This is a genomic window from Roseovarius dicentrarchi, assembly GCF_003316635.1.
Taxonomy (GTDB): domain Bacteria; phylum Pseudomonadota; class Alphaproteobacteria; order Rhodobacterales; family Rhodobacteraceae; genus Roseovarius; species Roseovarius dicentrarchi.
Genome location: NZ_QNQP01000006.1, coordinates 131,242 through 146,252, shown reverse-complemented (window position 1 = coordinate 146,252; position 15,011 = coordinate 131,242). Strand labels below are relative to the sequence as shown.

The window sequence follows — 15,011 nt, the reverse complement described above, 5'->3', positions numbered from 1 at the left end:
GTGCGATGAAAATCCGGCAAATCGAAACCTTCACCACCGAATTCGTCGGTTTTGTCCGCCTGACGGGCGAGGATGGCAGCATCGGCTGGGGGCAGGTGTCAACCTACCACTCGGACATCACCTGCACGGTTCTGCACCGGCAGGTCGCGCCGCATGTTCTGGGCCGCGATACCACCGATCTGGATGATCTGCTGGATCTGGTGGCCGAGCGGGAGCATAAATTTCCCGGCTCTTACCTTCGCCGGGCAATGGCGGGGTTTGACACCGCGCTTTGGGATCTGCGCGGGCGGCAGGCGGGCAAGCCGGTGACCGAATTGCTGGACGGCACGCCGGGGCGCATCCGCGCCTATGCCAGCTCGATGAAGCGCGACATTACGCCAAAGGATGAGGCCGAGCGCATGAAGCGGCTGCGCGATACGCACGGCTTTGACGCGTTCAAGGTGCGCGCAGGCGCCGAGGTGGGGCGCGGGCGCGATGAATGGCCGGGCCGGACGGAAGAGATCATCCCGCTGATGCGACGCGAAATGGGCGAGGATGCCGCCCTGCTGATCGACGCCAATAGCTGTTACGCACCCGACCGCGCCATCGACGTGGGCCGGATGCTGGAGGATCACGGGTTTTGCCATTTTGAGGAGCCTTGCCCCTATTGGGAGCTGGAGCAGACCAAAGAGGTGACAGACGCGCTGGATATCGACGTGACGGGGGGCGAACAGGAGTGCGATCTGCCCACATGGCGGCGCATGATCGACATGCGCGCGGTGGATATCGTGCAGCCAGATATTCTCTATCTGGGCGGTATCGCGCGCACGTTGCGGGTGGCAAAAATGGCCGGGGCCGCAAACCTGCCGGTCACGCCGCATTGCGCGAACCTGTCGCTGGTCACGCTGTTCACCATGCATCTGCTCCGCGCCATTCCGAACGCCGGAAAATACCTGGAGTTTTCGATTGAGGGCGCGGATTACTACCCGTGGCAGGAGGGGCTGTTCACCTCGGACCCATATGTCATCAAAGACGGGCATGCGACCGTAACAGGCGCCCCCGGCTGGGGGATCGAGGTGGCGCCGGACTGGCTGGCACGGTCGCAATACAGTGTCTCAACCGCCGGTTAGGGTCGGTTTATGCAGTTCAGCCGGTGATCTGCCACAACAAATCTGGCGCTCTGGCCGTGTCCTTGGCAGGCTCCCGCATTGACGAGAAGCGCATAAAACGTGCGCAAGGCGCGGATCGTCCTGTCAGCGCCACGCACACTGCGCTATCTGAAGGGCATGATAGTATTCCCCGCAAAGGCGCCCATGCGCGCAGGTGACCGGCAATGAAACTGACCCTGACAGACATCGCCCAACTGGCGGCGTTGCCGGTCGATACGATCATCGACGCACGCTCGCCCGCCGAATACGCCGAGGACCACCTGCCCGGCGCGATCAACCTGCCCAGTCTCAGCAATGCCGAACGGGCCGAGGTCGGCACGATTTACGTGCAGCAGGACCGGTTCAAGGCGCGGCGCATCGGCGCGGCGCTGGTTGCGCGCAATGTGGCGGCGCATCTGGAGGGGCCGCTGGCGGGCAAGGATGGCAGTTGGCGCCCGATGGTCTATTGCTGGCGCGGCGGGCAAAGGTCAGGCTCGTTCGCGTCGATATTGGAGCAGATCGGCTGGCGCGTGTCGCTGCTGGAGGGCGGCTATCGCGCCTATCGGCGGCTGGTGGTTCAGATGCTCTACGAGGCGCCTTTGGCGCTGACGCCGGTACTGCTGGACGGCAATACCGGCACGGCGAAAACGCGGCTGCTGGAGCTGCTGGAGGACGCGGGCGTTCAGGTGATCGACCTTGAGGGGCTGGCCAATCATCGCGGCTCGGCCTTGGGCGCGCGGGCGGGCGGGCAGCCTTCGCAGAAGCTGTTCGACGGCCGGCTGGCGCAGCGTATCGCGGCGCTGGACCCGGCCCGCCCCGTGGTGATCGAGGCGGAATCGCACAAGGTGGGCGCGCGCGTGGTGCCGCCCAGCCTGTGGAGCGCGATGAAGGCCGCGCCGGTGGTGCGCGTCACGGCGCCAGTGGCGGCGCGCGCGGCCTATCTGGCCGACGCATATGGCGATATGACCGATCAGCCGGATCTGCTGAAGGGCAGTCTGGATCTGCTGCGCAATCTGCGCGGGCATGAGACGGTGGACCACTGGCAACGGATGGTCGATGCCCGCGATTTCAACACGCTGGCGCGGGAATTGATCGTGCAGCATTACGATCCGGGCTATGATCGCGCCCGCGTGCGGCATGACATGGCCCGGCCTGAGACGGTGGATTTGCCTGCATTGGATGATGCGGCATTGCAGGCCGCCCTGCCCGGTCTGATCGAGGCGATCAATCGCGCGTCAGGCGCGGGCGCAGGGTAACACGCGGCGGCGCGTCCAGCATTTCACCGATTTTGACGGCGGGGATGCCGCTGGCGTGCATTTCGGCAAGGGCCTGTTTCGCGGCGTCTGGTCGAAGCGCCGCAAGGAATCCGCCTGCGGTTTGCGGATCGAACAGGATTTCATGTGCGCCGGGGCGCAGCCCCTCAATATCGGGCTCTGACCATGCGCGATTGGCATCGTGCAGCGATGACCGGTGGCCCGCGTCCAGCAACGCCCGCGCGCCCTCCAGCAGCGGTATGGCGTCCATCTCCAGCGCCGCGCCACAACCGCTGGCACGGCAGATCGCCAGTAGATGCCCGGCAAGGCCGAAGCCGGTGACATCGGTCATCGCGTGCGCCGATATCAGGCTCTGCGCGGCGATTTTGGGACTGGTTGCCATGCGATCCAGCGCGCCGCGCACAACATCACCATCGGCGGCGCCGCGCATATCGGCGGCCAGTATGACGCCGGTGCCCAGCGCGCCGGTCAGGATCAGGTGATCACCGGGCTGCGCCCCGTCGACGCCGATGGGCGCGCGGCCCTCGGGCATCAGGCCGGTGACGGTGAACCCTATCGTCAGTTCGGCGCCTTGGGTGGTGTGCCCGCCAATGATCTCGGCGCCTGCATCGTCCATGACACCTTGGGCGGCGGCCATGATTTCGGCCAGTGTGCGGGCCTGAAGCGGGCCGCTCATCCGGGGCAGCACCAGATTGACCAGCGCCGCCTGCGGCGCGGCGCCCATGGCCCAGACGTCGCCCAGCGCGTGCAGCGCGGTGATACGCGTCATCTGCCACGGATCACCGGTATAGGCGCGCAGGTGGTCGGTGCTGATGACCTGCACCTGCCCGCCGATGCGCAGCGCGCCGGCATCGTCGCCGGGGCGGATCAGCACATCCTCGCGCGGGGCGGTGTGCTGTCCGGTGCGCGCGCCTGCAAGGGCGGTGTTCAGCGCCTCGGGGCCGACCTTGGCGCCGCAGCCGCCGCAGATCATGGGGTGATCGGACAGCTCCTGTGCCACGCCCTGGGCTGTCTCTTGCGGCAGGGGCGGCGTGGGCATGGTAGGCAGATCGCGGAATTTTTGCATGAATTGCTGGTCGATCCGGTCCTTCCAGTGCCAAAGGCCCGGAAGGTGGACGCCCAGCGCGCCACGGTCGGCTATCGCGGCTTTGCCGCCCAGCGAAATCAGCTTGAGATAGCTTTTTTGCGGTTTGAACCGGCGGTAGTGGCCCTTTTCGGTCAGCGCCGCGCGCAAGTTGTCATGCAGGACCGGCGCGGCGCGCACGGCGTACACCCCCGCCTTGGGACGGGGCGCATGGGTCAGGTGGGCGCAGTCGCCCGCCGCAAAGATCGCCGGATCACAGGTGCTGCGCAAGTCCGGCCCGACCGAGATGAAGCCATCGCTCAGATCCAGCCCCGTCTGTGCCAGCCAGGGCCAAGGCCGCGCACCGGCGGCACTGATGCACAGCGCGGCGGGAATGGCGGTGCCATTCGCGAATGTGACACTATCACGGGTGATTTGCGCGATTTCGGCGCCTTCGGTCAGGGCGATACCCGCCCTCTTCATCTGCGCGCGCAGCAGGCGGGCGGTGCTGGCGGCAACACCGGCGAGCGCCGTCCCTGTGTCGATGACATGCACGCGGGGCGCGCGGTGGACTTGCGCCAGCCGGTGGCGCATCGCCAGCGCCAGCTCGATCCCGGCCACGCCGCCGCCCAGAACGGCGCAGTCGGGCGCGGTTTTACCCGCTGTCACGTCGGCAACGAAACGCGCCCAGCGATCGGCATAGGGGCCGAGCGGTTTGGCCGCGATACCGTACTGCTGGAACCCCGGCAGATCGGCAGGGGCGGAGGTGATGCCGATGTCTATGGACAGCACGTCATAGGCAATGTCTGGCCTACCCGGCACTTGCACCCGGCGCGCACCCCGGTCGATCCCGGTCGCGTGGCCGACGATCAGCCGCGCACCGGCAAAGCGGGCAAGGCGCCCCAGGTCGATGTCCAGCGCATCGCGCGGATAGTGGCCCGCGATATGGCCGGGCAACATGCCGGTATAGGGCGCCTTGGGGTTCGGGTCGATCAGGGTCAGGCGCGCGCCGGGCAGCGGATTCATCCCCCATTTGCGCAGCACCAGCGCATGGGCATGACCACCGCCGATCAGCACAAGGTCGCGTGTAAGGGGGAGATTGCTGTTCATGACAGCCCGGATTTGCCCGATATCGCGGCGACTGTCGAGTGCGGGAAACTGGCGCAGCCATTGACGCCCTGCCCCATCCGCATCAAACCGGACATAAGCAGCCATGACGCAAGGAGCAGCCATGACACAGGCAGGCACGGATCAGCACGACAGCGCCGCCGCGGCGCGCGATGTTCTGGCGCTGGAGGCGGACGCGCTGCGGCAACTGGCGGACGCCCTGCCCGATGATTTCAGCGCGGCGGTGGATCTGATCCTGAACACCAAGGGGCGCGTGATCGTGTCGGGTGTCGGAAAATCAGGCCATGTGGGGCGCAAGATTTCGGCCACCCTGGCCAGCACCGGAACGCCCAGCTATTTCGTCCATGCGGGCGAGGCCAGCCATGGCGATCTGGGGATGATCACCACGGGCGATGTCTGCCTGCTGATGTCCAATTCGGGCGAGACGCCGGAACTGGCCGACGAGATCGCCTATTGCGCGCGGTTTGGCATTCCGGTGATCGGCATGTCCAGTAAACCCGGCAGCACCCTGATGAAGGCCGCCGGTCTGCGCCTGACCTTGCCGCCGGTGCCGGAGGCGTGTCCGATGGGCATGGCGCCGACCACCTCGACCACCATGATGATGGCGCTGGGCGATGCGCTGGCGGTGGCGCTGATGCGCGCGCGGGGCTTCGAGGTGGCGCATTACCGTGATTTTCATCCCGGCGGCAAACTGGGCGCGCAGATGAGCCGGGTTTCCGACCTCATGCATGGGCAGGATTCGCTGCCGCTGGTGGGGGCGGATATGGCGATGCCGGAAACGTTGCTGACCATGTCGGCCAAGAATTTCGGGATCGCGGCCGTGACCGACGACGCGGGCGAATTGATCGGGATCATCACCGATGGCGATTTACGCCGCAACATGACGCATCTGATGGAGCGCACCGCCGGCGCCATTGCCACGCGTGATCCGGTGACGGTGACGCCCGATATGCTGGCCGCCAGCGCGCTGGCCCTGATGAACGGGCGCAAGATTTCGGTCCTTTTGGTGGTGGACGCGGAGCGCCGCCCTATCGGCGTGCTGCATATCCACGATTGTTTGCGCGCCGGGGTAGCGTGATGCAGCGCGATTGCCCAGCCCTGTGCGATATGGTCTAAGGCGCGCGAAACAGCCTCTGAGGTGACGCATGAAAACGGTGATCTTCATTCCGGCGCGATACGCCTCGACGCGCTATCCGGGCAAGCCGCTGGTCGAGCTGCGCCAGAAGGACGGCAGCATGCGCAGCCTGATCCGGATGAGCTGGGACGCGGCCTGCGCCATTGAGGGGGTCGATGCGGTCTATGTCGCCACCGATGATGCGCGCATAGCCGATCATGCGCGCGGGTTTGGCGCCGAGGTGGTGATGACATCCGAGGCCTGCGAAAACGGCACGGCGCGCTGCGCCGATGCGCTGGCGCAGCTGGAGCAGCAGCCCGATCTGGTGGTAAATTTTCAGGGCGATGCGCCGCTGACCCCGCCGTGGTTCGTGGAAAAGCTGATTGCCGCGATGAAGGCCGACCCGAGCGTGCAGATGGCCACGCCAGTGCTGCGCTGTGACCGGCAAACCTATGAGAATTTCATCGAGGACCGGCAGAATGGCCGCGTTGGCGGCACGACGGCGGTGTTTGATCGACGCATGAATGCGCTTTATTTCTCCAAGGAAGTGCTGCCCTATATCGCCCCCGGCAAGCTGCCCGAGCCGATCCCGGTGTTTCACCATGTCGGCGTTTATGGCTACCGGCCCGCTGCGCTGAAATCCTATATGGATGCGCCTGTGTCGGAGCTGGAGACCCTTGAGGGGCTGGAGCAGCTGCGGTTCCTTGCGTCCGGCATCCCGGTGCGCTGCGTCGAGGTGGACGCGCGCGGGCGGGTGTTCTGGGAGTTGAACAATCCCGGCGACGTCGCCCGCATCGAGGCGGCATTGGAGGCACTATGATCGAAACACGCAGCATCACCGTTGGCGATATTTCCATCGGGGCAAGGCATCCCTTTGCGCTGATCACCGGGCCGTGCCAGCTGGAGAGCCTGGACCACGCGCGCATGATGGCCGGGCGGATCGCGGAGGCTTGCGAGGCGACCGGCACCAAGTTCATCTTCAAGGCCAGCTATGACAAGGCGAACCGGTCGTCCCTGTCCACCCAGCGCGGGCTGGGGATGGACGAGGGGCTGACAATTCTCGCCAAGATCCGCGACGAATTCGGCTGCCCGGTGCTGACCGATGTGCATGACGCGCATCAATGCGGCCCGGCGGGCGAGGTGGTGGACGTGATCCAGATCCCCGCGTTCCTGTGCCGACAAACCGATCTGCTGCTGGCCGCGGGCGAGACGGGCTGCGCGATCAACGTCAAGAAGGGCCAGTTCCTGGCGCCCTGGGACATGGGCAACGTGGCCGAGAAGATCGCCAGCACCGGCAACGAGCGCATCATGCTGTGCGATCGCGGCACGTCGTTTGGCTATAACACGCTGGTCAGCGATTTTCGCGGCCTGCCGGTCATGGCGCGCACCGGTTATCCGGTGGTGTTCGACGCGACCCATTCGGTCCAGCAGCCCGGCGGGCAAGGCACAACATCCGGCGGGCAGCGCGAATTAGCACCGGTTCTGGCGCGGGCGGCTGTCGCGGTGGGGGTTTCGGCGCTGTTTATCGAAACGCATGAAGACCCGGACAATGCGCCCAGTGACGGGCCGAACATGATCCCGGTGGACAGGATGCAGGCGCTGATCGGGCAGTTGCGGTCCTTGGACGATCTGACGAAATCACAAGACGAGATCGCGCTTTGACGCATCTTGCGGAGCGGTGAGGTGCAGGGCAGGCCCGCACCGCTGACCCTGGCGCTGGTGGCGCTGGTCGGCATCCTGTGGGGGCTGAACTGGCCGGCGGTCAAATTCATGCTGGCGGAGGTGCCGCCCTTTACCCTGCGCGCGGCGGGGTTCACCGGCGGCGCGGTGGTGCTGTGGGGTATCGTCCGGGCCCTTGGGCATCGCCTGACCCCTGCACGCGGCGAGGTTGGCCCCATCATCGCGGCCGGGCTGTTCGTGCTGTTTGGCTTCAACATCCTGACCGCGCTGGGCCAGCTGTTTACCGAGGCATCGCGGGCTGCGATCATCGCCTACACCATGCCGGCGATGACGGCGGTTCTGGCGTCGGTTTTTCTGGGCGATGCGCTGACGGCGCGGCGCATTCTGGCCGTTCTGGTCGGGCTGGCGGGGCTGGCCGTGCTGGCCTCGGGCGATATGGCCGCGCTGATCGCGTCACCGCTGGGGCCGGTTCTGATGCTGCTGGCGGCGCTGTCATGGTCCGTTGGCAATGTGCTGGTGCAGGGGCGGCAATGGTCGCTGTCGCCGCTGGCGCTGACCTTCTGGTTTTTCATCGTGTCGCTGGTGCTGGCATGGCCGCTGGCGCTGTGGCTGGAGCCGCCCGGCGCGCGTGCGGTGCCGCCGCTGCCCGTGATCGCGGTGTTTGCGTTCCATGTCGCGGGGCCGATGGCGACGTGCTACCTGCTGTGGGCGGTTCTGCTGCGCCGCCTGCCCGCGACGGTGGCGGCAATTTCGATCCTCACGGCGCCGGTGGTGGGCGTTCTGTCGTCATTCCTGCTGCTGGGCGAGGCCGCATCGTGGCAGAAAATGCTGGCGCTGGGGCTGATTGTCTTGTCCATCGGCATCACGCTGTCCGGCAGGCGGAGGTGATTATTGCGCAGCCGCGCGATCCGTGATCGTTATATGTGTGCGGGCATCGCCCTGTCCCATTCCATAGCCCAAGGAGCCCCCCTCATGCGTATCGTCGCCGCCCGGTTCAACCACGAAACCAACACATTCTCGCCCGTGGCGACACCGCTGGAGGCGTTTGCGCCGGTGCATGGCCCCGATGCCCTGGCATTCGGCAAGGGGTCCGCGACCGCGCTGGGCGCGTTCATCGAATACGCCGAGGCGCAGGGCGCCGATCTGGTCACGCCGCTGGCGGCCACGGCCAACCCCAGCGGCAAAGCAACTGCCGAAGTGTTCGAGGCGCTGGCGGCGCCGATTGTGGCGGCCGCCCGAGCGGGCTGTGACGCGATCCTGCTGGATCTGCACGGCGCCATGGTGGCCGAGGGCATCGACGATTGCGAGGGCGAATTGCTGGCGCGTGTGCGCGCTGCGGCGCCGGGCGTGCCCTTGGGTGTGGCGCTGGACCTGCATGGCAATATCACGCAGCGTATGGTCGATAATTGCGATTGCATCGTTGGATTCAAGACGTATCCGCATATCGACATGTACCAGACGGGGCGGCATGTGGCGCAGATTGTCGATGCGATGCTGCATGACGGCTTGAAGCCGGTGATGGCGCGGGTCCATCCGCCGATACTGGCGCATACGCTGAAGATGAACACCGAAGAGCCGTGCCTGATGACCGATCTGGTCGCTGCCGCGCGCGAAGGCGAGGCGCGCGATGGGGTGCTGGGCGCGACGATCTTTGGCGGATTTCCGATTGCCGATCTGGCGGAAACGGGCGTGTCTGTTGTCACGGTAGCTGGTGACGCGGGCGCGGCCAAGCGGCTGGCCGACGATCTGGCGCAGATGGCGTGGGACGGACGCGAGGGGTTTGTCTATCACGAGGCGCCACTGGAGGCGTCGCTGGCCGAGGCGGTGCGCGCCGCCGAGGGGCCGGGCGACGGGCCTGTGCTGCTGCTGGATCATGGCGACAACTGCATGTCGGGCGGCACCTGCGACACGGTGGATGTGCTGCAAGCGGCGCTTGAGGCCGGGATGCGGGGCATCATTGCCGGTCCGATCTGCGATCTCGAAACGGTGGCGCAGATGATCGAGGCCGGGACCGGCGCGGCGGTTACCGTGCAACTGGGCAACAAGGTGCCGCTGCCCGGCCTGCCGTCCAAGGCGCCGCTGGCGCTGACAGGCACGGTCGGCGCGATCAGCGATGGCAGCTATGTGGTGACCGGGCCGATCTATACCGGGCAGACCTGCCATATGGGCCGCGCTGCGGTGCTGGAGACCGGCGGCGCGACCGTTCTGGTGACCGAACTGCCGCACGAGCCCTGGGATCTGGGCGTGTTCGGCTGCGCGGGGATTGACCCTGTGTCGGCGCGATATCTGATCCTGAAGTCGCGGATGTATTGCCGCCCCGTCTTTGGCCCCTTGTCGCGGGCGGTGATCGAGTGCGCAAGCGAGGGGATCACCAGCTCGAATTTCGATCTGTTCCCGTTCGAAAAACTGCAAAGGCCGATTTTTCCCATCGACCGTGATATGAGTTGGACAGCCTGACAGCTCGCCAACCGGATATGAAGGAGATGACAGATGACTTTTAGCGCTTTGGTCGTTGAAAAGGACGAAGACAGCGGCAAGACCAGCGCCGCGATCCAGCAGATTTCGCTGGACGATTTGCCCGAGGGTGAGGTGACGGTTGCGGTCGAATATACCACGGTCAATTACAAGGACGGTCTGTGCATGGGGCCGGGCGCGGGTTTGGTGCGGAATTATCCGCATGTTCCGGGCATTGATTTTGCCGGCACAGTCGAGACGTCCAGCGACGGGCGCTACAAACCCGGCGACAAGGTGGTCCTGACCGGCTGGCGCGTGGGTGAGGCGCATTGGGGCGGTTATGCGCAAAAGGCGCGGGTAAGGGCCGACTGGCTGGTGCCGCTGCCTGAGGGGCTGGACACGCGGCGCGCGATGGCGGTGGGCACAGCCGGTTTGACCGCGATGCTGGCGATCATGGCGCTGGAGGATCACGGCCTGACGCCCGGCGCCGATCCGGTGCTGGTGACGGGCGCATCCGGCGGGGTGGGCAGCGTTGCCATCGCCGTGCTGGCACAGCTGGGCTACAAGGTGGCGGCGGTGACGGGGCGGCCCGAGACCGGCGATTATCTGCGCGATCTGGGCGCGACGCAGATCGTGCCGCGCGAGGATCTGACGGAAGTCACCAAAAAGCCGCTGGAGGGCGAGCAGTGGGCCGGCTGCATCGATGCGGTGGCCGGCGCGATGCTGGGCCGGGTTTTGAAACAGATGAAATACGGCGCGTCGGTTGCCGCCATCGGGCTGGCGGGGGGCGCGGCGATCGAGGGGGCACTGATCACGCCGTTCATCCTGCGCGGGGTCAAACTGCTGGGGATTGATTCCGTTCGGCAACCCTATTCGCGCCGCGTCGAAGCGTGGAAGCGCATCGCGCTGCATCTGCCGATGGACAAGCTGGAGGCGATGATTCAGCCCGCCGTACTGGCCGATCTGCCCGGTCTGGGGCGCGATATTCTGGATGGAAACGTCAAGGGTCGCATCGTGGTCGACGTGAATGGCTGAGGCGGCATTCGTTAAGAAAGTGTAACAGTTACGGCCTGTTAGGCGGACGCAAAGACGTCAAGCGCATTGACTCTGCGAACGGTTTTGCGTATAGGTTGTGACATGCTGGAAGAAGTGGGCAAGCGGCCACGGGGGGGTTCCCCGGTGGTCGCTTTTTCATTTCGCGCGGGCGGTGGGGCAAGCAACGCAATCGCATGAGGCAGTGATCACGTATGACTTTGATAACACCCGAAGAGGGACCTTCGGGTCTGAGCGCAACTGTCACCACACTGGAACGGCAGCTGCGCGGAATGTGCGAGGATCTGGAGGCCCTGTCAGAACAGGTCAGGGCGCAGCAGTTCGACGATATCAAGAGCCAGAGCCGGATACTGGGCGACATCCGGCAGTGGTTGAAAATGGCAATCGAAGCGGAGACACAACTTGAGCAACGCAAAAAGAAAGAGCAGGGAATCGTCAATGGATACGCGCTCGACATGGACGCCGCACGGGATTCGATCGGGTGCCGACTGGATCGCCTCAGAAGAGCCAGATGTCCGGGACGCTTTCCTAGATAGTCTGGACGAGGGCGAGCTGCTGGCGCTGCCCTATCTGTTCGAGTTCTGGGCGATGGAGCATCAGCTCCCGCCGGAGGGCGACTGGCGGTCCTGGGTCATCATGGGCGGGCGCGGCGCGGGGAAAACCCGCGCCGGGGCCGAGTGGGTGCGCAGCATGGTCGAGGGGGCGACGCCACTGGATGCCGGGCCGTGCAGGCGGCTGGCGCTGGTGGGCGAGACGGTGGCGCAGGTTCGGGACGTCATGGTGTTCGGCGAGAGCGGGATACTGGCCTGCTCGCCGCCCGACCGGCGGCCTGAATGGCAAGCGACGAAGGGGCGTCTGGTCTGGCCCAATGGCGCGATTGCGCAGGTGTTCTCCGCGCATGAGCCGGAGGGGCTGCGCGGGCCGCAGTTTGACGGGGCCTGGGTGGACGAGATGGCCAAGTGGAAGAAGGCGCGCGAGACGTGGGATATGTTGCAGTTTGCCCTGCGTTTGGGGGAGCGACCGAGGGTCTGCGTGACGACGACGCCGCGTAATGTGGGGGTGTTGAGGGAACTCTTAAAGTCGCCATCGACCGTGGTGACCAGCGCGCCAACCGAAGCGAATAAGGCGTTTCTGGCGGAAAGCTTTCTGGAGGAAGTGCGCGCGCGCTATGCCGGAACACGGCTGGGGCGACAGGAACTGGACGGTATTTTGATGGAGGATGCCGAAGGGGCGCTGTGGACGACCAGCGCGCTGGAGGCGGCGCGCGTGGATCTGGCGCCCCAGATGGATCGGATCGTCGTGGCGGTCGATCCGCCGGTGACGGGGGGCGCCAAGTCGGACGAATGCGGGATCATCGTGGTCGGTGCGGTGACGCGCGGGCCGGTGCAGGACTGGCGCGCCTATGTGCTGGCGGATGCGTCGGTGAGTGCCGCCAGCCCCGCGAAATGGGCCGCTGCGGCGGTGCGGGCGATGCAGGATTGGAGGGCGGAGCGGCTGGTGGCCGAGGTCAATCAGGGGGGCGACATGGTGACGGAGGTGATCCGCCAGATCGACCCCATGGTGCCGGTCAGGGCCGTCCATGCGTCGCGTGGCAAGGTGGCGCGGGCGGAGCCTGTGGCGGCGCTGTATGAACAGGGGCGCGTGCATCATTTGCGGGGCTTGGGCGATCTGGAGGACCAGATGTGCGCGATGACGGTGCAGGGGTTTGAGGGCAAGGGCAGCCCGGACCGCGTCGATGCGTTGGTCTGGGCCTTGCATGAGCTGATGATTGAACCGGCGGCGAAGTGGCGACATCCGAGGGTGCGGGCGGTTTGACGGATTTGAAAGGGGCGCAGCGGCTGATCGCTGCGCCCCTTTTTTGTTTGTCAGCGGTCCTTGGGTTCGGCCCATAGCGCCCAGAGGGCGAGCAGCGGGGCCTCGCCGGACAGCATGGCATGCAAAATGCCCGGCGGGTTGTAGAGCGAGCCGCCTATGCCCGGCTCGAACCAGTTGCCCTCGCCCTGCATGAACTGGCCGGGGCTGAGGACGAGGTAATTCTCCTCGGGTGGGTGGGTGTGGTCGGGGTAGCGGATGTCGGGCGCGACCAGCGACATGCCGATCCAGACGTCGCTGCGCCGCTCGATGCCGCCGGGGCCGACGATATAGGCGTTTGCGTGGTTTTCCGCAAAGCCCGGCCCGGCGTTCGTGCAATCGCCGCTGCGGGGGCGCCATTGGAGGTCCGGCTCCAGATTGGCGAATGCTTCGATCAGACGGCGCAGGGACGGGTCAGCGAAATGCGCGAGGCCGGTCGCCTGGGCCAGATGCGCGCAGGCCGGGATCCGGGCGCCGGGGCTCTGTGACATCTCGCTGGGCGATTCGAGGGCGGTGAAAATGCGATCCAGCGAGGCTGTCGCGTCCGGGTGGGTCACATGCGCGGCAAAGGCGGCGCGGGCGGCGTCGAGGAAATCCGACAGGGATTCGGGTCGCATGGGCGGGCCTCCGTTTTGCACGACGGTAGCGGCAGATTTTCTCGAATGCCAGTGTTTGCTGGTGTTTCAGACGTTGGGCGGGCCGGCGCGCGGTCCTGTTCAGATTTCTTAAACCTTTAGGTGTCTGATGCCTTCAACAGCGGATCAAGCGCAGTCGCCACGATCCGGCGCGAAACAGCAAGGAGAGCGGCAGATGATCATGGACTTCTTTCGGCAGGGCGCGGCGCAGACCGCTGCAAGTGCTGAGACCCCCGAGGTCAAGGCCAGCGCAGCGGGCCGGGTCATGGCGTGGCACGGCGCGAACCGCGCTGTCTGGGGCGCGCGCGACAGCGGGACGCTGACGCGGCAGGGTTTTGCCGCCAATCCGGTGGGGTTTCGCTGCGTCAAGATGATCGCGGAGGCGGGGGCGTCCTTGCCCTTGGTCCTGCAGAATAGCGAGCAGCGGTTTGCCGAGCATCCGATGCTGTCGCTGATGCGCCGCCCAAACCCGGCGCAGGGGCGGGCCGAGCTGCTGGAGGCGCTCTATGGGCAGTTGCTGCTGACCGGGAACGCCTATGTCGAGGCGGTGGGCGATGCGGCTGGCGTGCCGGTGGAACTGCATGTTCTGCGCTCGGACCGGATGAGCGTGGTGCCGGGCAATGATGGCTGGCCGGTGGCGTATGAATATGCAGTGGCCGGGCGCAAGCATCGGTTTGATGTCAGCCAGGGTCACCCGGCGGTTTGCCATATCAAGAGCTTTCATCCGCAGGACGATCATTATGGGCTGTCGCCCATGCAGGCCGCGGCGCAGGCGGTGGATGTGCATAATTCGGCATCCCGCTGGTCCAAGGCACTGCTGGATAACGCGGCGCGGCCCTCGGGAGCGATTGTCTATCGCGGTGCCGAGGGTCAGGGCAGCCTGAGCACCGATCAGTACCAGCGCCTGGTGGACGAAATGGAGAGCCACCATCAGGGCGCGCGCAATGCCGGGCGGCCGATGCTGCTGGAGGGCGGGCTGGATTGGAAACCTATGGGCTTCTCGCCCTCGGACATGGAATTCCAGAAAACCAAGGAGAGCGCGGCGCGCGAGATTGCGCTGGCGTTTGGGGTTCCGCCGATGCTGCTGGGGGTGCCGGGGGACGCGACCTATTCCAACTATCAGGAGGCGAACCGGGCGTTTTTCAGGCTGACGGTTCTGCCGCTGGCAAGCCGCGTCGCGGCAAGTCTGTCGGACTGGTTGAGCGGGTTTGAGGGGCAGTGTCTGGATCTGAAGCCGGATCTGGATCAGGTTCCTGCGTTGGCCGTTGAGCGGGATGCGCAATGGGCGCGGGTGGCTGGGGCTGATTTTCTGACAGACGGTGAAAAGCGGTCGCTGCTGGGGCTGCCTGCCCTGCCCGAGCCAGGGTGCGCGGATGGATGAGGAGCGGCGGTCAGAGCGCTACGGCTTTGAGGCGTTCGATTGTGCGCCGGCGCTGCGGCTGGAGGCGAACGAGCGGGTTGCCCTGTTGAAGTTTCAGGCGGTCGCGGAGCGGCAGAAGAAGCTGGAAGAGGCGATGGAACGGCTGGAGCGGCGGCTGTGGCTGGCGGTTTACGGGATAGCGGGCGCGATTGTGGCGCAGGCGTTGCAGCCGCTGATCGTGGCGCTGCCGTGAGGGTTTGAAAGGATGAGGT

At 65.9% G+C, this 15,011-nt stretch carries 13 protein-coding genes; 11 read left to right on the top strand and 2 right to left on the bottom strand.

The window, feature by feature from the left end; all coding sequences use genetic code 11:
- Positions 1-5: 5 nt before the first annotated feature.
- Positions 6-1,109 (top strand): mandelate racemase/muconate lactonizing enzyme family protein, encoded by a 1,104-nt coding sequence (locus DQ230_RS06455; protein ID WP_113911752.1) that lies wholly within the window; start codon positions 6-8, stop codon positions 1,107-1,109.
- Between the two features lie 203 nt (positions 1,110-1,312).
- Entirely contained in the window at positions 1,313-2,383 is a 1,071-nt protein-coding gene (mnmH, locus tag DQ230_RS06450; RefSeq protein ID WP_113911751.1) for a tRNA 2-selenouridine(34) synthase MnmH, read from the top strand.
- Here the strand turns inward: mnmH and selD are convergent.
- Complete coding sequence (gene selD / locus DQ230_RS06445; protein ID WP_113911804.1) at positions 2,352-4,574, bottom strand: selenide, water dikinase SelD; 2,223 nt, start codon at positions 4,572-4,574, stop codon at positions 2,352-2,354. The genes mnmH and selD overlap by 32 nt on opposite strands.
- Positions 4,575-4,695: 121 nt before the next feature.
- Between selD and DQ230_RS06440 the strand changes: the two genes are divergently transcribed.
- The 7 genes from DQ230_RS06440 to DQ230_RS06405 all read left to right on the top strand — a co-directional run bounded on the left by DQ230_RS06440 (position 4,696) and on the right by DQ230_RS06405 (position 12,708).
- Positions 4,696-5,670, top strand: coding sequence for a KpsF/GutQ family sugar-phosphate isomerase (locus tag DQ230_RS06440; RefSeq protein WP_113911750.1), 975 nt, complete (start codon positions 4,696-4,698; stop codon positions 5,668-5,670).
- A gap of 67 nt (positions 5,671-5,737) precedes the next feature.
- Positions 5,738-6,526 carry a 3-deoxy-manno-octulosonate cytidylyltransferase gene (locus DQ230_RS06435; protein WP_113911749.1) on the top strand — a complete coding sequence of 263 codons (789 nt, stop codon included), beginning with the start codon at positions 5,738-5,740 and terminating at the stop codon, positions 6,524-6,526.
- Positions 6,523-7,368 carry a 3-deoxy-8-phosphooctulonate synthase gene (kdsA, locus tag DQ230_RS06430; protein WP_113911748.1) on the top strand — a complete coding sequence of 282 codons (846 nt, stop codon included), beginning with the start codon at positions 6,523-6,525 and terminating at the stop codon, positions 7,366-7,368. Before DQ230_RS06435 ends, kdsA begins: the two co-directional genes overlap by 4 nt.
- Before the next feature lie 21 nt (positions 7,369-7,389).
- Positions 7,390-8,274: a DMT family transporter gene (locus DQ230_RS06425; protein WP_162497382.1), complete on the top strand. Its 885-nt coding sequence runs from the start codon at positions 7,390-7,392 to the stop codon at positions 8,272-8,274.
- An 84-nt stretch (positions 8,275-8,358) separates the two neighbouring features.
- Positions 8,359-9,843, top strand: coding sequence for a M81 family metallopeptidase (locus tag DQ230_RS06420; protein WP_113911746.1), 1,485 nt, complete (start codon positions 8,359-8,361; stop codon positions 9,841-9,843).
- A 33-nt stretch (positions 9,844-9,876) separates the two neighbouring features.
- Positions 9,877-10,875, top strand: a complete 999-nt coding sequence (locus DQ230_RS06415) for an MDR family oxidoreductase (protein WP_113911745.1) — start codon at positions 9,877-9,879, stop codon at positions 10,873-10,875.
- A 456-nt stretch (positions 10,876-11,331) separates the two neighbouring features.
- Positions 11,332-12,708: a DNA-packaging protein gene (locus DQ230_RS06405; RefSeq protein WP_203228015.1), complete on the top strand. Its 1,377-nt coding sequence runs from the start codon at positions 11,332-11,334 to the stop codon at positions 12,706-12,708.
- Between the two features lie 50 nt (positions 12,709-12,758).
- On the opposite strand, the gene DQ230_RS06400 is transcribed toward DQ230_RS06405, so the two are convergent.
- Positions 12,759-13,361: a dimethylsulfonioproprionate lyase family protein gene (locus DQ230_RS06400; protein WP_113911743.1), complete on the bottom strand. Its 603-nt coding sequence runs from the start codon at positions 13,359-13,361 to the stop codon at positions 12,759-12,761.
- A gap of 193 nt (positions 13,362-13,554) precedes the next feature.
- On the opposite strand from DQ230_RS06400, the gene DQ230_RS06395 reads away from it, so the two are divergent.
- Positions 13,555-14,760, top strand: a complete 1,206-nt coding sequence (locus tag DQ230_RS06395) for a phage portal protein (protein WP_113911742.1) — start codon at positions 13,555-13,557, stop codon at positions 14,758-14,760.
- Entirely contained in the window at positions 14,753-14,992 is a 240-nt protein-coding gene (locus DQ230_RS06390; RefSeq protein WP_108691442.1) for a GTA head formation protein, RCAP_rcc01685 family, read from the top strand. The genes DQ230_RS06395 and DQ230_RS06390 overlap by 8 nt, the downstream gene beginning before the upstream one ends.
- Positions 14,993-15,011: the final 19 nt, after the last annotated feature.